This window comes from Ferrovibrio sp. (assembly GCF_002796975.1).
GTDB lineage: Bacteria > Pseudomonadota > Alphaproteobacteria > Ferrovibrionales > Ferrovibrionaceae > Ferrovibrio.
Window position 1 is genome coordinate 1 of record NZ_PEKV01000001.1, and the last position, 26,522, is coordinate 26,522.

At 63.6% G+C, this 26,522-nt stretch carries 20 protein-coding genes, 1 tRNA gene and 1 pseudogene; 1 reads left to right on the plus strand and 21 read right to left on the minus strand.

The features are described 5' to 3' along the window. The 13 genes from CTR53_RS00005 to CTR53_RS00065 all read right to left on the minus strand — a co-directional run. Positions 1-269, minus strand: a 269-nt coding sequence (locus CTR53_RS00005) for a glycosyl hydrolase family 28-related protein (RefSeq protein ID WP_290807925.1), incomplete at its 3' end; no start/stop codon positions are given. A 3-nt stretch (positions 270-272) separates the two neighbouring features. Next, on the minus strand, positions 273-1,625 hold the full coding sequence (locus CTR53_RS00010) for a hypothetical protein (protein ID WP_290807928.1): 1,353 nt from the start codon (positions 1,623-1,625) through the stop codon (positions 273-275). Next, positions 1,622-2,812 carry a glycosyltransferase gene (locus CTR53_RS00015; RefSeq protein WP_290807931.1) on the minus strand — a complete coding sequence of 397 codons (1,191 nt, stop codon included), beginning with the start codon at positions 2,810-2,812 and terminating at the stop codon, positions 1,622-1,624. The genes CTR53_RS00010 and CTR53_RS00015 overlap by 4 nt, the downstream gene beginning before the upstream one ends. Positions 2,813-2,827: 15 nt before the next feature. Then, positions 2,828-4,447, minus strand: coding sequence for an undecaprenyl-phosphate glucose phosphotransferase (locus CTR53_RS00020; protein WP_290807935.1), 1,620 nt, complete (start codon positions 4,445-4,447; stop codon positions 2,828-2,830). Positions 4,448-4,584: 137 nt separating this feature from the next. After that, complete coding sequence (locus CTR53_RS00025; RefSeq protein WP_290807938.1) at positions 4,585-7,041, minus strand: glycosyltransferase; 2,457 nt, start codon at positions 7,039-7,041, stop codon at positions 4,585-4,587. Positions 7,042-7,044: 3 nt separating this feature from the next. Further along, a complete protein-coding gene (locus tag CTR53_RS00030; protein WP_290807940.1) occupies positions 7,045-9,327 on the minus strand; it encodes a polysaccharide biosynthesis tyrosine autokinase in 2,283 nt (760 codons plus the stop codon). Continuing rightward, positions 9,327-10,010, minus strand: a complete 684-nt coding sequence (locus CTR53_RS00035; RefSeq protein ID WP_290807943.1) for a polysaccharide biosynthesis/export family protein — start codon at positions 10,008-10,010, stop codon at positions 9,327-9,329. Before CTR53_RS00035 ends, CTR53_RS00030 begins: the two co-directional genes overlap by 1 nt. A gap of 168 nt (positions 10,011-10,178) precedes the next feature. After that, positions 10,179-11,420, minus strand: coding sequence for an outer membrane beta-barrel protein (locus CTR53_RS00040; RefSeq protein ID WP_290807946.1), 1,242 nt, complete (start codon positions 11,418-11,420; stop codon positions 10,179-10,181). Positions 11,421-11,537: 117 nt separating this feature from the next. Further along, complete coding sequence (gene galE, locus CTR53_RS00045; RefSeq protein ID WP_290807949.1) at positions 11,538-12,548, minus strand: UDP-glucose 4-epimerase GalE; 1,011 nt, start codon at positions 12,546-12,548, stop codon at positions 11,538-11,540. Further along, positions 12,535-13,998: a mannose-1-phosphate guanylyltransferase/mannose-6-phosphate isomerase gene (locus CTR53_RS00050; protein WP_290807952.1), complete on the minus strand. Its 1,464-nt coding sequence runs from the start codon at positions 13,996-13,998 to the stop codon at positions 12,535-12,537. Before CTR53_RS00050 ends, galE begins: the two co-directional genes overlap by 14 nt. Positions 13,999-14,133: 135 nt before the next feature. Beyond that, complete coding sequence (locus tag CTR53_RS00055) at positions 14,134-15,741, minus strand: HAMP domain-containing sensor histidine kinase (RefSeq protein ID WP_290807955.1); 1,608 nt, start codon at positions 15,739-15,741, stop codon at positions 14,134-14,136. Then, on the minus strand, positions 15,665-16,477 hold the full coding sequence (locus CTR53_RS00060; protein ID WP_290807957.1) for a response regulator transcription factor: 813 nt from the start codon (positions 16,475-16,477) through the stop codon (positions 15,665-15,667). The genes CTR53_RS00055 and CTR53_RS00060 overlap by 77 nt, the downstream gene beginning before the upstream one ends. Next, positions 16,410-16,973, minus strand: coding sequence for a hypothetical protein (locus CTR53_RS00065; protein WP_290807960.1), 564 nt, complete (start codon positions 16,971-16,973; stop codon positions 16,410-16,412). Before CTR53_RS00065 ends, CTR53_RS00060 begins: the two co-directional genes overlap by 68 nt. 473 nt (positions 16,974-17,446) lie before the next feature. Here CTR53_RS00065 and pgmG point away from each other — a divergent pair, with 473 nt between their 5' ends. After that, the gene (gene pgmG, locus CTR53_RS00070) at positions 17,447-18,862 is read left to right on the plus strand and encodes a phosphoglucomutase/phosphomannomutase PgmG (protein WP_290807969.1); all 1,416 of its coding nucleotides are present in this window, start codon (positions 17,447-17,449) and stop codon (positions 18,860-18,862) included. Between the two features lie 461 nt (positions 18,863-19,323). Here pgmG and CTR53_RS00075 read toward each other — a convergent pair whose 3' ends face one another. The 8 genes and pseudogenes from CTR53_RS00075 to dxs form a co-directional block, all read right to left on the minus strand. Then, positions 19,324-20,169 (minus strand): ATP-binding protein, encoded by an 846-nt coding sequence (locus CTR53_RS00075; protein WP_290807971.1) that lies wholly within the window; start codon positions 20,167-20,169, stop codon positions 19,324-19,326. Next, positions 20,150-20,887 carry a hypothetical protein gene (locus CTR53_RS00080; protein ID WP_290807975.1) on the minus strand — a complete coding sequence of 246 codons (738 nt, stop codon included), beginning with the start codon at positions 20,885-20,887 and terminating at the stop codon, positions 20,150-20,152. The genes CTR53_RS00075 and CTR53_RS00080 overlap by 20 nt, the downstream gene beginning before the upstream one ends. A 57-nt stretch (positions 20,888-20,944) precedes the next feature. Continuing rightward, positions 20,945-21,070: pseudogene (locus tag CTR53_RS21170) on the minus strand (DUF6538 domain-containing protein); the annotation flags it as partial. 73 nt (positions 21,071-21,143) lie between these two features. Beyond that, positions 21,144-21,217: transfer RNA gene (locus CTR53_RS00085), tRNA-Gln, on the minus strand. An 80-nt stretch (positions 21,218-21,297) separates the two neighbouring features. Then, positions 21,298-22,584, minus strand: a complete 1,287-nt coding sequence (locus CTR53_RS00090) for a class I SAM-dependent RNA methyltransferase (RefSeq protein WP_290807978.1) — start codon at positions 22,582-22,584, stop codon at positions 21,298-21,300. Then, positions 22,574-23,323, minus strand: a complete 750-nt coding sequence (locus CTR53_RS00095) for a TlyA family RNA methyltransferase (protein ID WP_290807983.1) — start codon at positions 23,321-23,323, stop codon at positions 22,574-22,576. Before CTR53_RS00095 ends, CTR53_RS00090 begins: the two co-directional genes overlap by 11 nt. Beyond that, positions 23,320-24,429, minus strand: a complete 1,110-nt coding sequence (locus CTR53_RS00100; RefSeq protein WP_290807986.1) for an MATE family efflux transporter — start codon at positions 24,427-24,429, stop codon at positions 23,320-23,322. Before CTR53_RS00100 ends, CTR53_RS00095 begins: the two co-directional genes overlap by 4 nt. A 168-nt stretch (positions 24,430-24,597) precedes the next feature. Beyond that, positions 24,598-26,520, minus strand: a complete 1,923-nt coding sequence (gene dxs, locus CTR53_RS00105; protein WP_290807989.1) for a 1-deoxy-D-xylulose-5-phosphate synthase — start codon at positions 26,518-26,520, stop codon at positions 24,598-24,600. Positions 26,521-26,522 lie beyond the last annotated feature (2 nt).

A 26,522-nucleotide genomic window follows, 5' to 3' on the forward strand; every position in this document is an offset into this window, starting at 1 on the left:
ACGATATTCTGCTTCGGCGAAATGCGCAGCGTACGGGTCACGCGATAGGTGCCGGGCGGCACCACCAGCATTCCGCCGGCCTCGGCGAAGGCGGCGTTCAATCCGCGCTGCAGGGCAGCGGTATCGTCGGCCTTGCCATCGCCGACCGCTCCGAAATCGGCTGCCAGTATCTGGCGGCCGGCAGGAGCCGGTGGTGCAGCCTGCGCCGTCCCCAGCGCCGAGGTACCGAGGACAGCACCGCCGAGAGCCAGTAATTCCCGCCGCTGCATGGTTCAGACCTGCGGCGCGTAGCCGAACCGGCGCCGCAGCCGTGGCAGCCGTCCGAACGGCATCTCCGGCTGGGGCGCAACCGGCACGGCCACGCGCTGATGAAGTGCGGACAGGGCCGCCGCGAGCAGCAGCACGGTCCAGGTCTTTGGCGCGACATAGGCACCGGAAGCCTGCCCCATCAGGATCCACACGGTCCAGCAGAACAGCAGGTTCGGCGTGCCGATCATGCGCAGCCAGACCGACAGGCCGGCGAAGGCGACACAGCCCCAGACCAGGCCGAGATAGATCCAGTGCAGCCAGAAATAATTGGTCAGCACGTCGGCAATCTTGGTGATGCGCCAGCCGGCCGAGAAATGCGACGACTGCACGAAGACATTCATCACCAGATCGCCGATGAAGGCTTCGCCGGTCAGCCCGGCACCCGCCCAGGGATGCTGGCCCATCACCTCGAAGGCGACCAGGGCCGGACCGATCACGCGATAGAAGAAGCTCGGATCGTTGCCATTGACGATCTGGCTGAGGCGTTCGGCATACACCGTGGCGCCCAATACGGCAAAAATCAGCAGCAGGATGCTGCCGAAAACGAGAATCCCCAGCCGGTAGCCGGTGCCGAACCGGGTCAACGGCGTCTCAGGCAGAATGAAGAAGTAGTACGGCGGCAGCAGCAGAATCCCGAGCAGCAGCGTCGGTCCCGGCATGGCGACCATGCCCGCGGCCAGCAGCAGGAGAAACCGCAGCAGTTTCCTGCGGGCCTGGGTCACCATGAACCAAGCGAAGGTGAACAGCGTGTAGCCGAAGGTGACGGCGGACGGTTCCGAGGTGAACAGCTTCGGCCGCACCTTGCCGTAGAGCAGCTGATCGCGCAGATCGGCCTCGTAGATCCCGGAATCGTAAAGCTTCTGTCGCACGGCATCGCTGAGATGATTCAGGCCGGCATAGCTTTCCAGCAGGCTGCCAACCAGGATGAACAGGCTCAATCCCAGGAACAGCTTGCTGAGCTGCTGGCGACTGGCCTGCAGCAGCGTCAGGAACATCGCATAGCCGATCACAAAGGAATAAGTCAGCTGGACCAGGCCGGTGAATCGCTTCGACAGGCCGGTCAGATCGCCGGCTGAAAGGCTGGCGGCGAGATAGATCAGGACGATGCCGAACAGCGCACCCAGATGCGCAGGAACGATATCGTCGCGCCGCCGCCAGAGCAGAAAAAGTCCTGCTACGCCGGCCGGCGCCGCCGGAAACGGAATCTTCGACGTGATCTGGACGATGACGCCAAGATAGATGCCGATGAAGAATATCAGCAGCAGCAGCATGTCGATGCTGCCGAGACGAGGCTCTGCGACAACTTTCAGCTTCATAGCGTCGCCACCGCTGACAGCAGCCGTTCGCCACGACTGGTCCAATCGAACTGGTCGTGGCAGGCGGCATAGGCCCGATCCTGCAGCTGGTTGAGCCGCTCGCAGTCGTCGATCACCTGGAGCACGCCGCGTGCGAGGGATTCGTAATCTTCATACAGCAGGATGCTGTCTTCATGCCGCAGCGGCACCCCGGCCACCGACCCGGAGAGGGCCAGGATCGGCATGCGGTTGAAAATATAGTCGAGCACCTTGAGCTTGAAGCCGCCGCCATGGCGTTCCGCCACCAAGGCGATCCGCGCGTCGCGCATGAAGTCCAGCACGCCATCGACCGGACCTGTGAACTGCGTGGCGGAGGCATTGCGTCGCATACGGTTGAGGAAGGTTTCCTCCGCACTGCCGATCACCTGAAGTTCGGCGCCATGAGCGGCAAACAGCGGGTCGGCAACAGCGACGAACTGCTCCAGATTCATCCGCTTCGCGACCCAGTCGAAACTGCCCACGATCACGGCGCGGCGCGGCGTGGCGTTGGTGATGCGCCGGCCAACGCCATGGCTGCCGGCATACCCCGGCGTCAGCACATCGACCCGGCGATCGGGCCGGCGGGCGAGATACTGCCGGGCATCATCCTCCGTGATCGCGGTGACCAGATCGGCGGCATCGACCAGACGGTGCTCCAGCCGCGCAGCCTTCAGTGCGTCGTAGCGCAACACCTGGCGCTTGAGGAAATCTTCATGATGGTTCGCCACTTCGCACCGCAGGCTGGCCTCGTGATTGTGCGAGACATAGACCAGCTTGGGTCGCCGCCGGCGATCCGGAAAACGCCGGATGACCTGATCGAGCGCCCAGCCCGCGGAGATTCCGTCAAAGACGATTGTGTCCCACGAATCGTTCTGCAGGCGGGCATCCAGCACACGGCGCAGGTCCGGGGTCCAGCTGCGGTCCGCGATATGCGGCAGCATGGAGACCAGGCTCTGCAGCCCGGAGCGCGGGCGATGGTCCGACAGCCACCAATGAACCCCGTTATCGATCCTGGCACCATCCCGGCGATGAGATTCAGGACGGGCAAGGCCGAGCACATGCATCTGCGCTCCGCCCTGCTTCATCGCGTCGATCAGGCCGCCGGAATAGATATACTGCCCGTTATGGCGCGGCTCGGGATCAGCCAGTGTCAGCCAGAGACATCGCATATGTTGTGTTCACCATCAGTAGGCCTTGTTGCCAGTGAACCCACCGAAGATCGTCTTGACGATGATCTTCACATCCAGCAACAGGGACCAGTTTTCGATATAGTAGATGTCGTGTTCAACGCGCTTCTGAATCTGCTCGACCGTCTCGGTCTCGCCGCGCCAGCCGTTGATCTGGGCCCACCCGGTGATGCCGGGCTTGATGCGGTGGCGCCAGTCGTAATTCTCCACAGCATCCTGGTAGAGCACGCCACCGGCCTTGCAGAGCAGGGCATGCGGGCGCGGCCCAACCACCGACATGTCGCCGCGGATCACGTTGAAGAACTGTGGCAGTTCATCCAGGCTGGTGCGGCGCAGGAAGGCACCCACCCTGGTGACTCGCGGGTCGTTCCGCGTGGCAAGCTGCGTACCGTTCGGATCGCGCACGTGGTGATACATGCTGCGGAATTTCAGCACCTCGATCAGCTTGTTGTTGCGCCCGTAGCGTTTCTGCCTGAACAGCACGGGCCCCGGGCTGTCGAGCTTGATCGCCAGCGCGATACCGGCCAGCAGCGGCGAAATCAGCAGGACGATCAGCGCCGCAAAGACGCGGTCCTCGACTTCTTTCATCACCCCGCTCCAGTCGCGCAGCGGACGACGGTCGATCATCATCAGCGGCACCTGGCCGACGATCTCCACCCCGCTCCGGGCCTTGGTGGCGTAGCTGTCTTCGGGGCAGAAGCAGATATCGACGGCGACGCAACGCAACTGCGCCAGCATCTCGTCCATGCAGGGATTTCCTGGCGGCGAGGCAATGACAACCATATCGATGCGACCGCGCCGGATGTCCTCCATCAGATCGGTGCAGTTGCCGCGCACGGCATGGCCGCGCCAGCCGGACGCCAGCGGGCCCGTCCGGTCATCATAAAGGCCGACAATCGCGATATCGTCTTCACGGCGCGCACCGACAAAGCGACGCAGCAGCATCTGGCCGCCGGGGCCGGCACCGAGGATGGCGAGCCGGCGGCGCAGACGACCGGCCTTGCGCCAGTAATCCATGCGGATCGCCAGGGCGCCGCGCGCCAGCAGCGGCAGGAACAGGCCAAGGATGAACCACAGTGCAAGCCAGGTCCAGTTCTCTTCCAGCGATGCACCGCTGGCCAGCACCGCAATCGCCGTCACCGCGGCCGCTGCACTCCAGGCGACGACGGGTCGCGCCCAGCCGATATTGCTCAGCCGCAGCTTCTCGATGCGATAGGCCCCCGCGATATGCAGGCTGTTGCCGGCCACCACAGCGCCGAAGAACGCGAGCGCGACGTAATACGAATTGGTCATCGGCAGGTCGGGGGCGGCCAGCATCAGTGCCGCCAGCCCGGCGACGAGAATCGCGGCGGCATCCCAGGCGCGCAGCAGCCCGCTGACGATCGGCAGCGAGACGGGCTCGCGGGTCATAGCCTCAATGCGACGCGCCAGGCGTGTGGCCCTGGCACTGTCTCGGACAGTGTCTCTGGTGCTGTTCTTGCCGTGCCAGGTTGCCGGCTGCGGGATCGCACGCACCTGCGCCTTCGCCTGCAGATGCGATTTGGGCTGCTCGACACGGGGCTGCTCGATACGGGCAGCGCTGCTGCGAGCCGATAATGTGGGAATGTCGAACGACATGCTTTACTCCAGTCCGGCATTGCACTCGACGCGTCGATCTAACGCGCCACCCATTCGATTTGCCACAGGGCTTGTGCAAGGTCTTGTGACCAAGGCGGGGCCGTTCCGCTGCGTCGCAACAGAACAGTCACCGCGTCTCAGGCGCCGCGTAAACTGGCGTAAATATGCGATGCAAAGCTTTCGGGCGTGCGCTGCGACACGAAGGCCGCCGCAGCTCGCGCATCCACGAGCGTCTGTGGATTCTGTGTGACCATGCCGGCGATTGCGGCGGCAAGGTCATTCGGATTTCCGGTATCGACCGCGATGCCGAGTCCGTGATCGCGCACCAGACGCCCGAGCAGCCCGTAATCCTGTGTCAGCAGCGGCTTGCCGGCATGTGCCGCCCAGAGCAGCACGCCGCTGGATCCGACGAAGCGCTGATATGGCGCCAGCACGATATCGCAGCGCTGCACCAGCGTTGTGATCTCAGCGCTGCTCAGCCAGCGATTGTCGACCTTCAGCCATAGTGCCGGTTTCTCGCGCCGCACTGCTGCCTCTTTCTCGACAAATCGGGCGCTGATATCCGGCGCGACCCGCCCCGCAATAACCACAGCGATTTTGCCCTCCACGGATGCCGGCAGCAGGCGCAGGGCCTCCAGCAGATGCAGCACGCCCTTGCGCTCGGTCAGGGCGCCGAAGAGCAGCAGGACGTGACGATCCTGTGGCAGCCCAGGGGGGGCGCGGTCGTCGTTGGCCGGCATGGTGGCGGCCGGAAAGGCAGGATCCGGCACGACGCCGACCTTCTCGCCGCCGGGATAATGCTCCATTGCAAAATCGGCAAAGAACGGATCCAGCGTCAGGATGGTGTCGACCGCGCCATTGCGCAGCATGCCGCGATACAGCATAGCTTTGCGCCAGTCGCGCAGCTTTTCGGCCAGGCTTGGCTTGTAGTCGCCGATTTCGTGATAATGCACCGACGGGCGGAACAGGATGCCGCCGAGACGGCGCCCGTCCGCACCAAGCCCGAGACCGAGCGGCAGCGATAAATGATCCAGCGACAGGAAATAACCGATCTCGGCACCGGTGCGGATCAGGTAGCGCCGCATCACCCACCAGCGCGCCATGCCACTGATCGCCAGGCGGCGATGCGTGCAATAGCGCAGCTCCATCGGTGTCAGGGCCAGCAGGCCGATGCGATGACGCAGATGTGCCGGCAACTGACCGGACAGGCGCTCGCGCAGGCCCGCCGGGATCGCCAGCCAGATGCGCTCAATCTGGCTCTGACGCCCGAGATGCACGAGCAGATGTCGCAGCCATTCCTCGGCATGTCCGTCTCCATCCGGCTCCAGCACCAGCAGATCGCGCCGCTGTCCCGGCAGGCTGCCTTCGCGGCACAGGGAGATCAGCCACGCGTCGATCTTTGCGATCAGCGTTTCCCGGGCATGGTGCTGCTCAACATAAGCCCTGCCCAACTTCGCCATCTCCTGGCAGCGCGCGGGATCGTCCAGCAGATCGAGCACGGCCTGCGTGAGCGCTGCAGTATCCCGCGGGCGCACGCAGATGAAGGCCCTGGTCAGCGCCTGCAGATTCCACAATGCGCTGCCCGGCAGTGCGGTGGTGACGAAGCAGCGGCCCGCCGCCATGATGTTGTATATTTTCGACGGCACCGCGAAATCGGCACCATCCGGTTTCTGCGGCACCAGATGCAGCATGCCGGCCGCCAGCGCCTCGCCCAGTTGTTCGCGCGGCACCAGTTCGCCGAAGTCGACATTGGTAAGGCCGCGGGCAGCGACTTCCGCCATGACGGCGGCGCGTTCGCCGCCTGAGCCGCGCAGCAGCAACCGGACATCGGGACGTTTCCCGGCCAGTTCCGCCGCGAGGGCGATCAACTGGTCCAGGCCCTGCTTGCGGCCGAAATTACCGCTGTACAGGATCGTGGGCGGCTGCCCCGCCGGCACCGGCCGGGGATGAATGGCTTCAGCATCGACCCAGATCGGCAGGATCTCGATCGGCCGGGTCACACCTAGCCCGCGCAAAGTCGCAGCCATTTCGGTCGACAGCACCATGACCAGGTCGACCCGATTGAGAATGAACCGCTCGGCCAGCCGCATCAGGCGCACGAGCAGCGCAAAGCGCACGATCCCGAGGCTCTGCGCCAGGCCGGACTGCACGTCATGCACCATCGCGACATGACGGCCGCCGCGCGCGGTCGCCATCATGCCGAGCAGCACGGCGAAAATGGAGGGGCAGAGCGAAATCACCACGTCATGCCGCTTCACCCGCCCGCGCAGCAGAGCGCACAGCCCGGTGAACATGAAGGCCAGTTCACCCGCCACCCGCAGCAAGGCCGAGCGCCGCTTCGGCAGCCAGCTGTGCAGGCGTTCGACGGCCACGCCAGCCAGGTTCTGCCGCGGCGGCGGATCGGCAGTGAAGGCCTCGAACTCCGCCGGATCGGGATAATGCGGCAGGCCGGCCAGCACGGTGACTTGTCGGCCGCGACGCACGAGACCTTCCGCCAGATCGGCGCAATACGGCGCCGAGCCGATCACCTCCGGTGTATAATGCTGCGTCACGAAGAGGACGGGCTCGCGCGAGTCCTCGAGCTGACGGGCCATGCCCTAACTCCAGTTGACCGGCTTGGCCAGCATCGGCCTTTCGTATTCATAGTTCAGTTCGCTGTAGGAGTAGGCGCGATAGCCCTTGGGATCGACGCGTGTCATCGCGATGCCGGCAATATCGGCATTCACCTCGATCAGATCCTTCATAGCCTCCATCACCGCGTCGCGCTTGGTGTTGCCCCAGCGCACCGTGAAAGCGACCTTGTCGACCATACGCGACAGCGTCAGCACCTCGGCGCCAACCAGAACCGGCGCGCTGTCGATCAGGATCATGTCGTAACGCGGCGCCAGGGCATGCAGGATCATCTTCATGCGGTCGGTCGTGAGATACCGCATCGCCTGCGGCGTGAAGACGCCCGAGGGGATGAGATCGGCACCCGACAGCGTGTCGGTGAAGATGCAATCCTCGATCCGCTCCGGCTGATCGCAGAGCAGCTCGGCGAGACCATTGCGGTTCTGACACTGGAAGGCCTTGTGCAGGCGCGGATTACGCCAGTCGCAATCGACCATCAGAATTCGCCGGCCATGGCTCGCCAGCATGCGACCCATCGACGCCACCAGAACGGTCTTGCCCTCGCCCGGGACGGCCGAACTGACCAGCACCGTCTTCGGCGACTGCGCAGCCTCGGACAGTTCGAGCCCGATATGCAGCTTGCGTAGCGCCTCCGCGTAAGGCGACACCGGCTTGCGCAGGACATGTGCGATCGGCGTGATGCTGCCGCGCAGGGTCGGCACCATCGCCAGCACCGGCAGGCCGGTCATCGCCTCGATCTGGTCGGCGCGGCGGAAGGTGCGGTCGACGCCTTCGCGCAGCAGGGCATAGGCCATGCCGATCAATGCGCCGGCCACCGCGCCCAGGAATACCAGCAGCATCTTGGGCGGGAAACCCGGATGCGTCGGCGGCGCGGCCTGCGAGATCAGCTTGGCATTCGGCTTCTGCAGCTGATCCTGGCCGACGGTTTCCTTCGCCCGGCCCATCATCTGCTCGAGCAGGTTGCGATTCACCTGGGCTTCGCGTTCCAGCGCATTCAGCCGGATCGACTTCTCGTTGACGCCGCCAGCCTGGCCCTGCAGGCGGTCGAAATTCTTGCGCAGGGTTTCATAGCGGGCGTTTGTCGTGCGGGCCTCGTGCTGCAGACTCTGGATGATACGGCCGACCTCGGCATTCAATTTGCCGCGAATCTCCCTGATCTCGGCTTTGGCGCTGACCACACGCGGATGCTGCGGTCCCAGACTACCGGACAGGTCGGCAAGCCGGCCGTCTGCTTCGGCCTGCTGTGCCTTGAGCTGCTGCACCACGGGCGACTGCAGCACCTGCGGCACGCTCTGGCTGTCGATCCCGGTGCGGCGCAGGGCCTGGGCCTCGCCGAGACGGGAATCGGCCTCGGCCTTGGCGGTCTGCGCGACGATCAGCTGGGTGTTCAGCTCGGTCATCTGCTGCGCCGTTACGCTGGCGCTGGCGCCCTGATAGAGATTGTTGGCACGGCGGTATTCTTCGACGGCGCGATCGGATTTTTCGGTCTGCTCGCGCAAGGAAGCGATGCGGTCGGCCAGGAATTTCTCGACCTCCTCGCTGGCCTCGATCTTGTCGCTGCGCTGACGTGCCAGATAGGCCTGGCTGAATCCATTGGCGATCTCTGCCGCGGTGTCGGGCGCAATCGACCGCGCCTCCACATTGAGCACATGCGAACGGCCCAGCGTCGTGACTTCAATCTTCGCCAGCAGGGTGTCGATGATCCCGTTCATCTCCTGCTCGGCCTTCACCTCCGGCGACACCTCCGGCTGCTCGGCCGGGGCCTTCTGGCCGGGCATATAGGCCTTGATCGAATCTGGCAGGTAGCGCGTCGGATCGAGATAGCTCAGCCAGCCCGGCTCCGGCCGCAGGGCCGGATTGAATTCCGGATTCTCCTTGAGCTTCAGCTTGTCGATCACCTGGCGCGCCGTATCGCGCGACTGGATCACGTAAGCCTCATTCTGGATGCGCTCGGCGTCCGGACTGATATCGGCGATGATCGCTTCGATATTCAGCGCCCGGGCTGCCGGCACACCCACCAGTATCCTGGCATCGGCGATGTAATGCGCCGGGATCTGACGCGCCACCAGCACCGCAGCCGCAGTAAAGACAAAGGTAGTGATAAAAATGGTACCGCGATGACGCCACAGCTTGCGCAGGGTATCGAGAAAATCGGTTTCCTTGCCCTGCTGCGGCACATAGACCGGGGGAGGGGCATAGGCGACCGGCGGCTGGAACTGCTGCGGATGGTAGCGGTCAGGGAGAGCCATTAGAAATACCGTTCTCGGACGGTGATAATATCGCCCGGCAAGATGGTTGCTTCGGCACCGGCGGTGATCTTGTTCTTCGCGCCATTTTCGCCGGTGCGGGTGACATAGAAGGAAGTCTCGCGCGCGCGATAGGTGAAGCCGCCGGCCAGCGCCACGGCATTCAACACGGTCATCCCGCTGACGAAGGGATAGCTGCCCGGGGTGCGCACTTCGCCGACGATGTAGAAGGGCCGATAGGTCAGCACCTCGACGCTGATGCTCGGATTCTTCAGGTAGTTCGGCGAAAGCTTGCCGATCAGCGCCTTTTCCAGTTCATGCGCTGTCATACCGCCGGCGCCGATCTGGCCGACCAGCGGATAAGACATCTGGCCGCTGCCGTCGACGGCATATTCCCCGGTCAGTTCCGGCTGGCCGAAAACGGTGATGCGAACCCGATCGCCGGAGCCGAGACGATAGCTGTCATCGGCCTTCAGCGCGGCGGTCTGGCCCGCGGACCGACCTGGTGCGGCCTGGGCCGGGGCGGCGGCATTGCTTTCTGCGGCAGGCCGCTGGAGGGGTTGCTGCGGAACAGCACCCTGGGAGGCATTCTGGGCCATTGCCTGCGTGGAAAGCAGCGCGACGGCCAGTATGGCAGGAACGATGGCGGACACCTTTACGGTGCGGAGGATATGGCGGATTTGCATGGCGGCACGATCTGTTGTTGCAGAACGCACGGCACCGTACAGACGCGACCACCTTCGCAGGTGTGGCCAGTGCGGCCGTGCAAGCTTACGCTAGCAACGGCCGGCCGGATTTGGTGTGACCTAACAGTGGTTTTGAACCGGCAAAAATGCCGGTTCTTCTGGAGCTGATTACAGCTGGGCGCCGAGACGCACCATCACCACATTTTCGTCAAAATCGCTGCCAGCCACGTTGGAATCACGGCTGCGATAGCCATAGCCGCCCGACAGCGAGAAGTTACGGTTGATGAGGTATTTCGCGCCCAGGCCGGCAAGCGTGTAGTCGTCGTTACGCGAGATGCCCTGGAAGTCGTCATTCTCGTAACCGAGCGATGCCGTCAGGATCAGATTGCGCAGCAGCTCATGGTCGGCCCGCACTTCAGCCCGGGTGTGGAAATAACCCGAGGCATTGGTCAGCGTGGTTTCGCGAATATCGCGGTCCAGCGTTCCGGTGATCGTGGTCAGCGGCGTGACATTCCAGGTGACCTTGATGCCACTGGCCCACCCGTCCATCGTGGTCAGACGCGCATCTTTGTAATCCTGGCGGCGATAGCCGGCATAGGCATCCAGGAAAACCAGACCGGTAAGGTCATACTGCGTGCCGGCGCCGATCAGATAGCCATCGGAATCGCGGTTGAAGCCGCCGGTCAAGTTGTCGTATTCGCGCAGATAGTAATTGGTCAGCAGGTAGACCTTGCGCAGCGGCGCGATCTCGTAGCCGGTCCGCAGGCCGATCTGATGCTGGTCGCGGTCGCGACCGCTCTGGTCGATCACTGCGCCCGCTGCCGTGCGGACATTGTCGTATTCGTAACGCTCGGTCTGGCCGTCGACGCGGAAGGACAGCCGGTTGAATTCCTTCTCCACACCCAGATTGGCGCCCGTGATGCTGTATTCGGTCGGCTCGACGCCCCCCTGGTTGTCGGGCGAATAGCGCGGCTCGTGGCGGATCTGATAGCCGGCACCGGCAAGGAGGCGGAGGTCGCGCAGCACGTCGACGCGGCCATCGGCCGACAGCGTGTAGTCGGTGTAGTTTTCGTCGTCGTTGTCCCAGTAGCGCACCACGCTGGAATCGGCATGCAGGTTCAGTGCATGGTTGTTCCAGTTCGAACGCAGATCGAGGCTGGGCTCGATCGCGGTGATGAAGTCGCCCTGTTCGTTCGACGAGGTGGAATAGACGTTGCTGTTGTAGCTCTGCTGGATCCCCAGTTCGGGGTAGAGCATGAAGCCACCCATGCGGACGCCGACCGGATCGTATTCCGGGCGCCGGCGGCTTGTGACGGTTTCGCCTCGCTGCGGCTCGGCGGAGGTCTGCGCGTCCTGCGACGTCCGCGGCGGGGTTTGTGCAACCGCCTGCTTTACCGTCAGAACTTCCATGGAGAAAACCGTCAATCCCGCCGAAAGGACCAACGTTGCCGCCCCGAAATACTGTCGCATCCGCGCACGCCCTCGTTAAAACTTCTGGTTTTGCCAAATCGCTGATTTGGTTGGGGCTTATACCATAATCCGTTGGGGAACGGGAACCCGTTGTTGCCAGGTCCAGGCCGAGGATACCATTTCTTCGAGGCCGGAGCGGGCCGGCTGCCAGCCCAGCAGCTGCCGGGCCCGGGTCGGGTCGGCCAGCAGTACAGCGGGATCGCCTGGCCGGGGCGGTTCTATACGCGCAGGGATTGCATGGCCGGTGACTGCTCGCGCCACCTCAATGACCTCCCGGACTGTGGCACCGGCGCCATTCCCGAGGTTGAAGGCATGGGCGCCGACCGAATTGTCCAGGTACCGCAGGGCCAGAACATGGGCCTGGGCCAGATCCGCGACATGGACGTAATCGCGGACACAGGTGCCGTCCCGGGTCGGATAGCTGTCGCCAAAAATCGCGGCGTAATGCCGCTTGCCGGCCGCCACTTCCAGCACCAGAGGGATCAGGTGGGTTTCCACCGGATGCGCCTCGCCGATCTCGCCGTCGGCATCGGCACCGGCCGCGTTGAAATAGCGCAGCGAAACCGAATGCAGATTGTAGGCGCGGGCATAATCCTGCAGCACGCGTTCGATCATCAGCTTGCTGGTACCATAGGGATTGAGCGGCTGCTGCGGATGGCTTTCCGGCATCGGTGTCGTTTCCGGCTCACCGTAAACCGCGGCGCTGGATGAGAAGACGATCCGTTCGATGCCATTGCGGCGCATGGCGTCCAGCAGGCCGATGCTGCCGCTGACATTGTTGAGATAATACTGCGCCGGATCCTTCATCGACTCAGCGACCACCAGCAGTCCGGCGAGATGGATCGCGGCGACAGGTTTGTATTTGCGCATCACCTCGTCGAGCCGTGCGGCATCGACCAGGTCACCGCCTTCCAGCGGGCCCCAGCGCACCGCCCAGGGATGGCCGGCACACAGGTTGTCGTAGGTCACCGGCAGATAGCCTGCCTCGCTCAGCGCCTTGCAGACATGGCTGCCGATATAGCCGGCGCCACCGGTGACCAGGATCGACGGCTGCTCAGGCGCGACCATAGGTATCCACCAGGCGAACGATGTCGTCCTCGCCGAGATAGGAGCCCGACTGCACCTCGATCAGATGTAGCGGCAGCTTGCCTGGATTCTCCAGCCGGTGCGTCGCACCGATGGGGATGTAGACCGACTCGTTCTCGCGCAGCAGCAGGCTTTCGTCGTCGCGCTGCACCAGCGCCGTGCCATGTACCACCACCCAGTGTTCGGCGCGATGATAGTGTTTCTGCAGGCTCAGCTTGGCGCCCGGCTTCACGGTAATGCGCTTGACCTGGAAACGATCGCCGGTATCGACCGACCGATAGCAGCCCCAGGGGCGATAGCAGGTACTATGCGACACCGGCTCGGACCGGTTGCGCTGCTTCAGCTGGTCGACCACACGCGAGACTTCATCCACCCGGTCGGCTTTGGCCACCAGCACGGCGTCGTCGGTCGACACCACCACCACATCGTCGAGGCCGATCACCGCCAGCAGCTTGTCTTCGGTACGCAGGTAGGAGTTATGCGCATCGCGCGTAACCACGTCGCCGCAAATCACATTGCCGTCGCCGTCCGACTGCGCGGTTTCGCGCAACGCCTTCCACGACCCGAGATCGCTCCAGGCCATGTCGACCGGCACGACAGCAGCATATTGGGTGTGTTCCATCACCGCATGGTCGATCGACAATGCGGCAGCCGAAGCGAAGGCATCGGTATCGAGCCGCAGGAAGCCGAGATCCTCCTTGCCGTTCGTCACCGCCTGCGCACAGGCAGCATGAATTTCCGGATGCAGGCGTTCGAGTTCTTCCAGGTAGCGGCGTGCCGACATCAGGAAGATGCCGCTGTTCCAGCAATAGGCACCGCTGTCGAGATACTGCTGGGCCGTGGCCGCATCGGGCTTCTCGACGAAGCGATCGACGACACGGACATGATCGGACGTCTCCATCAGCGGCCCGACCTTGATATAGCCGTAACCGGGCTCCGGCCGATCGGGACGAATGCCGAAAGTGACGAGATGCCCATCTGCAGCAGCCGGCAGGCCGGCCTGCACGGCGCGGTGCAGTTCCTGCGGCGCGCCGATGGCATGATCGGCCGGCTGCACCAGCATCATCGCATCCGAATCCTGCGCCAGCAGCCAGTGCGCCACTGCAGCCAGAGCCGGCGCCGTGTTGCGCGCCGCCGGTTCCAGCAGGATCTTCTGCGGCTCTACGCCGAGTTCGCGAATCTGGTCGTCGATCAGGAAGCGGTGATCCTCGTTGCAGATCAGGACAGGTGCGGCGAAACCGAAATCGCCGCCGCTGCGCTGCACGGTCTCCTGCAACAGGCTGCGCTCGGACACCAGCGACAGCAGCTGTTTCGGGAAGGCGGATCGCGACAGTGGCCACAGGCGCGTGCCCGAACCGCCGGCGAGAATCACCGGATGAATGCGCGACGCACCCTGCTGAAGAGTCTGGCGCTGCTCGATGATGGCATTCATTGTCGACCTCGTGGCTGCATGAACTGCGGCCGACTATGTCGACACCCCTTTACAGGGGCCAGTGATCAAACTGTGGTTGCCGGCGCGGTTAATCCAGCAGAATCAACACACAAATCGCATCGGCATATTCGCGTGTCAGCGCGCATAAGGCAGCACGATGCGCACGCTCAAGCCGCCGCCGATGCGGTTTACCGCGCTGATGCTGCCGCCGATCGCCTCGATGTTGCGGCGGACGATCCACAGGCCAAGGCCCGCATGTTTCGCGCCTTCGCCATTCGCAGTTTCTGGCTGCAACCTGTGTTCCTTCGGCCGCTGCGAGAAGTAACGGTCGAAGATATGCTCGATCTTGCGCGGATCGACACCGGGGCCCTCGTCGTCGACATGCAGATGCACGGTGCTGCCTTCGCGGAACAGATAGACGGCGATGGTGCCGCCGGCCGAGGAGAAGCTGATCGCATTGTCGAGGATATTCTCGAACACGATGTCGACCACGCCCTGCGCGGCACGAATGGCGGCGTCCTCCTCAAGCGTGCGGACCAGCCTGATCTGCCGTTCGGTCAGAATATCGCGGTAGCGCAGCAGCACCTCGGCCACCAGCCGCGTGAGGTCGATCTGCAGCCGTGGTGCATCGATCATATCGGCGGTATTCAGGTCGAGACGCTGGGTGGAGTTGACCAGCATGTTCAGCCGGCCGAGCGATGCCTCGATCAGGCTGACGGCCCGATGGGCGCGCGGATTCCCGTCCGGCAGGGTGCGCTTGATCGGCTCCAGCGAGGCATTGATCGTCGCCAGCGGCCCCTTGAAGGAATGCGCGTTGTCCTCGGCCGTCTGGCGGATGTCCTGCGCAATGTTGCGCAGGTCGCGCACCAGATAGTCGAAATCCTTCGCCACGCTGGCCAGCTCCGGCACGATGTTGCGGTCAGCAAACGGGTATTCCGTCACGCGCCCCTGACGCACCTCGCGCGCCACCTTGCGGAAATGATGCAGGCTGCGCCATACGCTGAGGGCGATCAGGATGGCGAGCAGGGCGAAGGCGAAATAGATTGCCGCGGCGATGCGGATTTCGCGCGTCTGCCAGTAAGAACGGCCGATCGAAATGTTGAGGAATTCGGTGGTCGGGTGCGCCGAGATCAGGACCCAGCAGCCCCAGCGCGACTGGATCGGCAGGATCGAGGTCATGATCTCTTCATGCCCGTCGGTCTGCCGGTAGCGGATATCGATCGGCTTGTCCCAGGCACAGCTTTCGGCCAGCTGCTGCAGGATGCCGCGCTCGGCCAGCGTCTCCAGTTCGGGGCCGATACGCTCGATCCGAGATTCCGGCGCCGAGGCGATATAGTAGAAACTGCCGCCGCTCGGCGCATTGGCCGGACGGAACATCAGCTTCAGCAGCGTGCGGTCGTCGCCGCTGAAGCGCTGCAGTTCGGCATTCAGCGATTTATGCGGCGGCGCATTGGGCTGATTCAGGATCGGCGCCAGCGCCTGGGCGATCAGCCAGGCGCGCTGCTGGATACCGCGGCTGACCAGCTCGCGCCGCTGCACGTCGGCGGCCTCGAACTGGCCGTAGAGCACCATCGGCAGGGCGACAAAGACCGCAATCAGCGCCACCAGCTTGATGGTCAGCGAGGCGCCGAACCGGCGCGCCCGCCAACCCGAGGCATCTTTCGTCTCACTCCGCGTCGCGAACCGCTCCGCGCCAGCGGTATCCGAAGGCGAGGAAGTTCTCGATTTCGCCGAAGTCGCCATCGATGGCCCGGAATTTGTTGCGGATGCGCTTGATAGAGGACCGGACATTGGTTCGATAACCATCCTCGCCTGCCCCGGCTATGAAGCCGACATGGTGAACGCAGTCATAGATTGCGCGATAGGTCACATACTCACCGGCATTGCGCACGAGCAGATGCACGATGTTGAATTCGACGACCGTCAGGTTGACATCGGTGTCGCGCCAGAAGGCACGGCTGATCTGCGGCCGCAGCTGCAGTCCGCCGCACTCGACGATCTCTTCCTGCTGCTGCTCCGGCGGCCGCTTGCCGGCCTTGACGATCAGGTTGAGGCGCTTGGCCAGAATGGTGGCGCCGCGCGACTTGTTGACGAAGTCGAGCGCACCGCCGTCCAGCGCGGCATTCTCATAGGATGCCGCCAGCATGCCGGTCAGGAATACGACCGGCACATTGATGCCGCGCCGGCGCGCCTGCCCGAGCAGATCGAGGCCGGAAATGCCTGGCATGCGCCAGTCCAGCAGAATGACGTCGCTGCTGTTACCGCCGGAGAAATACTCGAACATCGCCGTCCCGTCGGGCAGGCTGACAACCTCGAATCCCAGATCGGTCAGTTCGCCGCCGACAGCCTCGCGGTAATCCTCATCGTCATCGACAAGAACGACCTTGATGCCGTCGCCGCGCGCAATGCCCTCATCGGCTGAAGGAGCCGGCGCGTAGGTCGGAGATACATTTGCGTCTTCCCTGTTCAGTACCGTCATTGCCTTTTACCTCGTAGTTGAGGACGCGGAAAATCTGCGTATGCACATCCGGATAGAGCGACATATCCAGACTGCATTGCGCGGTGCGATAGCGCCAAACCTTGGCTGGTGCCTGTTCGATTTCTTCGGTGGGCGGACCCAGACGACTGCGGGCCTGCGCCATATCCAGACCGATCAGCGAGACGTCGCTGCTCTCGCTCACCGGCCCCGGCATGGTCGTCGAGGCCGTGACAGGACCGTTTGCAGGCGTCGCCAAGCCGGGCGTCGGCGCCGGCCTGGCTGCAGCGGATTTACGGTCCGCCTGGCCCGCACTGCCCTGCTGATTCTGTGTTACGTGACTCTGTGTTGCGTGACTCTGTGTCGCGGGCGGTTGCCGCCAGGACGTTGCCCTTGGCTGACCCGATTTGTAATCCGCCAGCGGCCACTGCCGCGCGTCGCAGCCGGCAAGGAGACCGGTCGCTGCCAGCAGGCACGAAACGGTGATCGCCCAAGACATGGTCCGCTTCATTGATGGGCCCGTTCGAACGGTTCGCTCACACAAAACCTCTCAGCTTGCAGCTTGGCCATGGCGACACGGCCAAGCTGCATCCGTCGACTATTGTGCGACAGGCGCATGCCCACCGCTTCCTTCTCGAGTTTCCCCTTGCCGAACCCGACTGTCGTTGCAGCCAGGCCTAAGTCGTGCGCTCCTAACGTTGCTGCCGCGATTCAGTTCGCCGTCTGCAACAGCGAATCCAGGCGCAAAGGAGTCCCGGTATTCTAGGATGTCACTGATGCCCTTCAAGTTCCGCGCGTCAGGCCTGTGGCCGAACCACAGAATAGTCACCGGACACGCGATTGCGTCGATGTCCTGCCGCAAGGCCACGCTATTACCACACACAAATGCGCGCGCTTTTCCCATCATAGCATCTGCCGCTGCATCGCTCGCCATTCGGCGGGAAAAACTGGCTCAAGGAGGTTGCAACGACGATGGCGAAGGAAAAGTTCAATCCGGAAATCCTGCGCGAGTACGATATTCGCGGCATCGTGGGAAAAACCCTGCGGCTGGAAGATTCCTATGCCCTGGGCCAGGCCTTCGGCACATTGGTCCGCAGGAATGGGGGCCGCAGCGTGGCGCTCTGTCGCGACGGACGTCTCAGTTCGCCACAGCTCAGCCGCGCTTTCTCGAAGGGCCTGCGCCATGCCGGCACCGATGTGCTGACGGTCGGGCTGGGCCCGACGCCGATGCTGTATTTCGCCGAACGCCATCTCAATGCCGATGCCGGCGCGATGATCACCGGCTCGCACAATCCGCCCGACTATAACGGCTTCAAGCTCACCGTCGGCGGCAAGACCATCTATGGCGACGAGATCCAGAAGCTCGGCACCATCATCCGCGATGGCAGTTTCAGCAGCGGCGCCGGCAAGGTGCTGCGCCGCTCGGTCGCCGGAAATTATGCGATGCGCATCCTGCAGGATGCCGATCTGGCGCGCCCGCTGTCGGTCGCCTGGGATCCCGGCAACGGCGCGGCCTGTCCCATCGTGGAACGGCTGACCAAGCGGCTGCCCGGCCGGCATGTGGTGCTGAATGGCGACGTGGACGGCACCTTCCCCAGTCACCATCCCGATCCGACACTGCCCGAAACGCTGGAGCAGTTGCGCGAAACCGTGCTGAGCGAAAACCTCGATCTCGGCATTGCCTTCGACGGCGATGGCGACCGGCTCGGTGTGATCGACAACAAGGGCCGCGTGCTATGGGGCGACCAGCTGATGATGCTGTGGTCGGAAGAGATCCTGCGCCGTCAGCCCGGTGCCACCATCATCGCCGACGTCAAGACCAGCCAGTCGCTGTTCGATGCCGTCGAACGGCTGGGCGGCAATCCGATCATGTGGCGCACTGGCCATTCGCTGATCAAGGCGAAGATGCGTGAGACCGGCGCGCAGCTGGCCGGCGAGATGAGCGGCCATATCTTCTTCGCCGACCGCTATTTCGGCTTCGACGATGCGCTCTACGCCACGATCCGCCTGCTCAACATCGTGGCGCGGTCGCCGCGCAGCCTGGCCGACCTGCGCGACCGCCTGCCCGAGATGGTGAATACGCCGGAACTGCGCATCGAATGTCGCGAGCAGGACAAATTCCCGATCGTCGATTCCGTGAAGTTGCGGCTCCAGGCCGAAGGTGCCGCCGTCAACGATATCGACGGCGTGCGCGTGAAAACGGCAGACGGCTGGTGGCTGCTGCGGGCATCCAATACGCAGAATGTGCTGGTGGCGCGCTGCGAGGCCAATGACGAGGCCGGCCTGGCGCGGCTGAAACATGCGCTCGGCGAGCAACTCAGCGCCAGCGGCGTTGCACCGGCAGTGATCTCGTCGGCGCTAGGCGAGGAAGAACGCACGGCAGCCTGACCGCGACAGTCGTTACGCTGCCAGTAAGGCCGGCGGGTTCTCGCAGCAACCCGTCGGCCTTTCGCGTGAAAGGCCGGTGCAGCACGTAAATTTTGAAAGTTTTGGCTGGGGGACTAGGATTTAGGCCCAGCGGCCTCGTAATGGCCTTAAATCGGACAGGACTGAACGCCTGTGGTCGCATTGTGGGAGCAAGAAACTACTGCGTCAATGGGTGCCGTGCGGACAATCCCGCCCTTACCCATTCGTCACCGCCTCAAATCCGTCTTCGGTGATGGTGTAAAGCTGGCACTCGTCTAATGGCTGCCCGGTGTGTCGCTTACCTCGGCGTCTTTCTCCAGAGCCGGGCGCAATAGTTCATCCCGGAAACGCTCACCGCTGAACTGCCCATCTGTGCGGAAGCGACCGGCCGGAAAAGGCGAAAACTGGTTAGCAACGTTTATGAGCATTGCTGTCTCCATAAGCTAACTCGTACCGCTGGATTGTTGCGAGAGCGTTAACGAAATCTGGATTAACGTTCCGCCGAGCGGTCTACCATGATTAAGATGTTGGACTGGTTGGCCAGAATGGAAGATGGTTTCCCCGTGACCACTTAGTATCCTAAGCCGGCCCTGCGGGTCTGCAAGGACCAAGTTCGTTATCTCAGCAAGCCCCAGTCCTCGCCCGTCGGTGTCCACGGAAGTTCGCCCTTCCTCAACCGCCGCCTCGATTAACTGGGCATGGTCTGAGAACAGGCCATCAACTACCGGCAATCCGGCCAGCCGCCCACGAATTTTTTCCCAAACCTTCGAGCGCGGTAAAGTCGCCGGGATGCCGACCCCCTGATCGTAGATCAGTACGTTCAACCGCCGCTCCTGTCTTATCCATGACCCGCTAACCCACCATTCGCCCTGAAGCCACTCGGTTTCCGAGGCCATGTCATCTGGATACGCGTGCTGCACAGCGTTGGTCATAGCTTCGACGATTGCGTCATTCAACTCCAGTTCGCTGACTGCCAACTCACCATCGGAAATCGCGGTCAGTTCCTCGGAAATCTTACTTGCCGCCTCAAGGTCGCTCTTGTTACCGGAAATGCACCTGATAATTCTCGGCTCTCCGTCGTCACCGTCCAAGCGCGGCAGGTTCATCGTCTTCAAGATGTTAAAGAAGCCTACTTGCGCAAGTGACCACAGAACGGACGGCTGCATCGTCTGCATGTCTCGAATACGCAACTTTATCCGCTTCAATCTGCGCCATCGATCCAGTTCAGCGGCAAGCATGAGGGTGGCGGCCGGCGTGATGTGCTCAATCTTATTCAGGTCGACATACACTGACCGTCTTCATTGTCATGCGCGGGACAACTTCGTTCTTCGACCGCTCTGCGATCTCCTTGAGACTGAGACCAGTCCAGTCGCTTCTCTTAGACCATAGGGCCGGTAGCGCACGCAGGATGTCGTAGAACGCGGTCATGTCCTTTCGGGTGTAACTCTGCACCGGCTTGTCGCCGCAATGCTCCTGCAGCATTCGATAGGTTGCCGAGTTCTGCGCCAGCGTCTGCCCGCGCCACCCTTCTTCTTTGACCATGTAATCCAAGTATGCGGGCAGCACCTCGGACAGCAGCGGCCCTGTTGGCGCAACCGTCACGCTGTCATTTCGGTGGTTGCTCCTCTCGTCGGCTGGCGCGGCAGAGAACGGATCAACCGCGCCGCCTACCACCCGCTCCCGCGCCTTCTCCAGCACCTGCACATTCACCTGAAGCAGACCTAGGCCCAGTTCCACCCGGTCCTCTGCCGGGACGTTGTTCTCAGCCATCAACCGCGAAAGCGTCGGCTCCGCTCGGCTGACCTCGCGCCGTATCAGCCAGTCCCGATACTCGGAAATGAGGTGGTCGATTGTCTCGATGTCCTGCTCTACCGGGTCGATCCCGAAGGGCACCCGACCGGAATAGACACTGAGGCCCGGCTTGGTATTGCGATGGTGCTGGAGGTCCGCGTCGAGGGCGTCACTGAGGTACTGGCGAAGGATCGCCTTAAGGTCTGCGGTGGTCATGGACTTGCGGGTGCTTACTGCTCGGTTGAACAAAGGGCCGAGGAAGCTAGCCAAGTGTTCCGCCTCGCGGAAGTTCTTGGTCCGCAGCGAAACAACCACCTCGCCGCGATGGGGGCGGGGCAGTCTGCGCCGGAAAAAATAGACCCCCCGCTTTCGCGTGATGTGGGAGCATTGTGGGAACATAAACGACGACCCCAGCCGGAAACCGCATTCCGGGCGCTAGGCCGTCCGAGTATTCAAGGATTTACGGAAGCGATGGCTGGGGGACTAGGATTCGAACCTAGACAACCAGAGTCAGAGTCTGGGGTCCTACCGTTAGACGATCCCCCAGCAGGGATCGGGTCGGGCCCGGGATATAGCCCGTCCGGGAGGGCTTTGCAACCCTTCTTGGCCGTCCCCGACCGGCGGGCCTAGCGCCTGAAAACACTGACGATTTCCAGATGCGGCGACCAGCGGAACTGATCGATCGGCACGGCCTGCTCCAGCCGGTAGCCGGCCTCCAGCAGTGCTTTGGCATCGCGGGCGAAGCTGGAGGGGTCGCAGGAGGCCATGACGACCAGGCCGGGCGCCTCACCGAATTTCGCGGCCTCGGCAATCTGCTGCACCTGGGCCTTGGCGCCGGCGCGGGGCGGATCGAGCAGCAGGGCATCCAGCTTCTTCAGTTCACTGCGGGTCAGCGGCTGGCGCTCCAGATCGCGCGCGGTGGCCGTCACGCGGCTCAGGCCTGCCGATTTGGCGCCCGCGGTGAGCGCGGCAATCGCCGGGCGGTCGGCGTCCACCGCCCACACGCTCTTGCCGGCTTCGGCCAGGCGCAGTGCAAAGGCGCCGCAGCCCGAGAAGAGATCGGCAATACGTTTGGCGTCTTTCAGGGCGTCGAGAGCGAAATCGGCCATCGCCTGCTCGGCCTCGGGTGCCGCCTGCAGGAAGCCGCCCGGCGCCAATGTCACCATCGTATTGCCGAAGCGCACACGCGGCGGTTCGGCACCCTGGTACAGCAGTTCGGGATCGCTGCGCTCGTCGAACCGCGCACTGAGCCGGGCGAGACCGGCGGCCTTGGCGGCCTTGCTCAGATCGATCCGCTCCTGCACCCGCATCTTCAGCTTGCCGGTGATCAGCACATCCGCGCCGGTCTCGGTGACGGTGACTTTCAGGTCGACCGCCCAGCCATCGCCCAGCACCGGCATCATCATGGCGCGCAACGTGGGCAGCAGCGCGAACAGTTCCGGCTTCAGCACCAGGCAGGTTTCGAGATCGACGATCTTGCGGCTCTGGGCTTCGTGAAAGCCCATCAGCACCTTGTCTTTCACGCGCCGCGTGATGAACTCGGCGCGACGGCGCGAACGATCCGGCACAGCGACCAGATCGCCGATCTGCACATCCTGAATTTCGCGCCGCGCCAGCGCCGCCGCCAGTTTGTCGCGCTTCCAGCTACGGTAGGCAGCATCGTTCCAGTGCTGCAGCGTGCAGCCGCCGCAGGCCTGAAAATGCGGGCACGGTGCCTCGACACGGTCCGGCCCTTCGGCTTCCAGCACGCTGAGGCTGGCGGCAAAGCCGTCGCCGCGTTTCTCGCCCACCTTGGCGGCGATGCGGTCGCCCGGCACGGTGAAGGGCACGTAAAAGCGCTCACCATCGCTGTCCAGCACGCCATGGCCTTGCCCGCCCATGCGCTCGATCACACCCTCGATGTCACGCATCATGTTTCTCGGCAGCTATGAGGAATTCGCGGTTGCCTTCGGGGCCGGTGATCGGACTCGGCTCGATGCCCAGCACGCGCCAGCCCGGCAGGCCCGACCACCATTCGTTGATGGTGGCACAGACTTCGTCATGCAGGGCCGGATCGCGCACCACGCCGCCCTTGCCGACGCGCGCCCGCCCCACTTCGAATTGCGGCTTGATCAGCGCAACGGCCCAGGCACCCGGCCAGGCCAGCGACAGCGCCGCCGGCAGCACGATCTGCAGCCCAATGAAACTGGCATCACACACGACGCAGTCGATGGCATCGGGGATGATCTCAGGCGTCAGATGTCGCGCATTGGTTTTTTCCAGCACGACCACGCGCTCGTCGTTGCGCAGTTTCCAGTCGAGCTGGCCCTCGCCGACATCGACGGCAAAGACCTTGGCCGCACCATGATGCAGCAGCACGTCGGTGAAGCCGCCGGTGGAGGCTCCGACATCGATGGCGGTACGGCCTGCGGCTTTCAACGCGAAATGGTCTATCGCATGTGCCAGTTTGATGCCGCCGCGGCTGACCCAGGGATGCGGTTTGCCGCGCAGTTCGATCGGCGTATCGGCGGCCAGCGCCACGCCAGGTTTATCCAAGCGTTTCTCACCTGTATAAACGAGCCCGGCCATGATGGCGGCCTGCGCCTTGGCCCGGCTGTCCGCCAGGCCGCGCTCCACCAGCATCTGATCGAGACGCAGTTTCGGGGCCTTCATGCCACCGCCTCCCGCTTGCGCGCCAGCCTACGGGTCATCACAGCAAAACGCCAGAGCAGCAAGACGGCCACCACGGCGAGACCGACCACCAGGCCGGCCCAGACGCCGATGCCGCGCAGTGGTGTGTAGAAGCCGAACCAGATCGCTACCGGAAACCCGATCAGCCAGTAGCCGACCAGCGTCATCAGCATTGGGATCGCAGTGTCTTTCAGGCCGCGCAACGCGCCATTGGCGACGCCCTGTGCGCCATCGACCAACTGGAACAACGCCGCCATGCCGAGATAGGCAAGCGCCAGCGCATAGACCGGTGCTGCGCTGTCCCTGACGAAAACCGAAATCAGATGACCGCCGGCGAAGTGGAAGACCAGCGCCGCGCAACCCATGAAGGTCATGCCCATGATGATGGCGATCCAGCCGGCGCGCGCCGCACCCGAGATATCGCCGGCACCGGTCGCCAGGCCAACACGCACAGTTGCAGCCTGGCCCAACCCCATCGGCACCATGAAGGCGAGTGCCGCCCATTGCAGCGCGACCTGATGGCCGGCGACTTCGACGGTGCCAAGCCGGCCCATCAGCAATGCGCCGGCGGAGAAGAGCCCGATCTCGGCGCCGAGCGCCAGCGAGATCGGCGCGCCGACGCGCAGGAAGGCGATCAGCCGCTGCGGCGTGCTGCGCCACCAGCCGCGCGACAAATGATAGCTGCTGAATTGCGGATCGCGGGCGATATACCAGAAGAACAGCAGCAGCACGATCAGGTTGACGATGCTGGAGCCGATGCCGGCACCGACCACGCCGAGTTCCGGCACGATCCAGAAACCGAAGATCAGCACCGAATTCACCGCCGCATTCAGGATCACCGCAAGGATGGTGAGCACCAGTGCCGAGCGCGGCCGTTCAAGCGCCGCGACGAAGCCGCGCAGCACCATGAACCAGATGGCAGGCAGGAACATGCCACTGACCGCCTGCATGAAGGGCACTGCCAGCCGGATCAGTTCGTCGGGCTGGCCGATCAGGCGCAGGAAGGGTTCGGTCACCAGCAGTATGCCGGTGCAGATGACGCCGACGATGCCGGTGGTGATCAACCCGTCATGCACAGCCTGGCGCACGCCTTCGATATCCTTCGCGTCGCGACCGCGCGCCTGCGACGCCAGCGCCGGNNCAGCCAGACATCGGTGGTGTGGATCGCCATCTGCGCCAGCTGCGTGCCGATGATCGGCAGCGCCAGCGTGAGCGTCGCCCGCGCTTCGGTCAGGATCATGTTTTAGGAATCCTGCTTAGGCGCTGGTGGCGGTGGCGTCGGCCGGTCGGCCGAGAGCGGACAAAGCCATGGCAACGATCTGCGGCGCGTTCAGCCCCGCCTCGTCATACTGCTTCACCGGCGAGTCATGGTCGATGAAACGATCCGGCAGCACCAGCGGACGGATCTTCAGCCCATTGTCCAGCAGCCCGTCATGGCTGAGGAACTGCAACACATGGCTGCCGAAGCCGCCGACCGAGCCCTCTTCCAAGGTGATCAGCACTTCATGGTTCCGCGCCAACTGGCGCACCAGATCGATATCGAGCGGCTTGCAGAAGCGCGCATCGGCCACGGTGGTGGAAAGCCCGCGCGCACCGAGTTCGTCGGCCGCCTTCATGGCTTCCTGCAGACGTGCGCCGAAGGACAGAATGGCGATCTTGCTGCCTTCACGGATGACACGACCCTTGCCGATCTGCAGCACCGAGCCGCGCTCCGGCATCAGCAGGCCGGTGCCTTCGCCGCGCGGATAGCGGAAGGCGGACGGACGGTCATCGATAGTGGCCGAGGTCGCCACCATATGCATCAGTTCGGCCTCATCGGCCGCCGCCATCACCACCATATCGGGCAGGCAGGCGAGATAGGCGATGTCGAAACTGCCGGCATGCGTGGCACCGTCGGCGCCGACCAGGCCAGCACGGTCGATGGCGAAGCGCACCGGCAGCTTCTGGATCGCCACGTCATGCACCACCTGGTCATAGGCGCGCTGCAGGAAGGTCGAATAGATCGCGCAGAAAGGCTTGAAACCTTCGGTGGCAAGGCCTGCGGCGAAGGTGACGGCATGCTGCTCGGCGATGCCGACATCGAAGCAGCGGCTGGGGAATTTCTTCGCAAACAGGTCGAGGCCGGTGCCGGACGGCATCGCCGCCGTCACCGCCACGATCTTGTCGTCACGCGCCGCCTCGGCAATCAGGCTGTCGGCAAAGACCCGGGTATAACTGGGAGGTCCGGCCTTGGGCTTGGCCTGTGTGCCGGTGACAACGTCGAATTTCGATACACCGTGATACTTGTCGTCCGCCGCCTCGGCCGGGCCATAGCCCTTGCCCTTCTGCGTCACGACATGGATCAGGATCGGGCCGGTCTTGTCGGTGTCGCGGATATTCTTGAGCACCGGCACCAGATGGTCGAGGTTATGACCATCGACCGGGCCGACATAATAGAAGCCCATTTCCTCGAACAGCGTGCCGCCGGCGACCATACCACGCGCATATTCCTCGGCCTTCTCGGCCATCGAAGTCAGCGTGCGCGGCAGGATCTTTTCGCCGATCTGCTTGGCGATCTGGCGCAGGCCGATATAGGAGCGCGACGACATCAGGCGCGACAGATAGGCACTCATCGCACCGACCGGCGGCGCGATCGACATGTCGTTGTCGTTCAGCACCACGATCAGCCGGCTGTTCATCGCGCCGGCATTATTCATGGCCTCATAGGCCATGCCGGCCGACATCGCGCCGTCGCCGATCACCGCGATCACATTGTTGGTGTCGCCCTTGAAGTCGCGCGCCACCGCCATGCCGAGGCCGGCGGAAATCGATGTGGAAGAGTGCGCGGCGCCAAACGGATCGTATTCGCTTTCGGCACGGCGCGTGAAACCGGACAGGCCACCACCCTGGCGCAAGGTACGGATGCGGTCGCGCCGACCGGTCAGGATCTTGTGCGGATAGGCCTGATGCCCGACATCCCAGATCAGCTTGTCGTCCGGCGTGGCAAACACGTGATGCAGCGCCACGGTCAGCTCGACCACGCCGAGGCCGGCGCCGAGATGACCGCCCGTCACCGAGACAGCATCAATCATCTCGCGACGAACTTCGTCGGCGAGTTGCTTGAGCTGGTCGAGATCGTACTGGCGGATATCCGCCGGCTTGGTCACGGTATCCAGCAGGGGCGTGCGATTGCTGATCATTG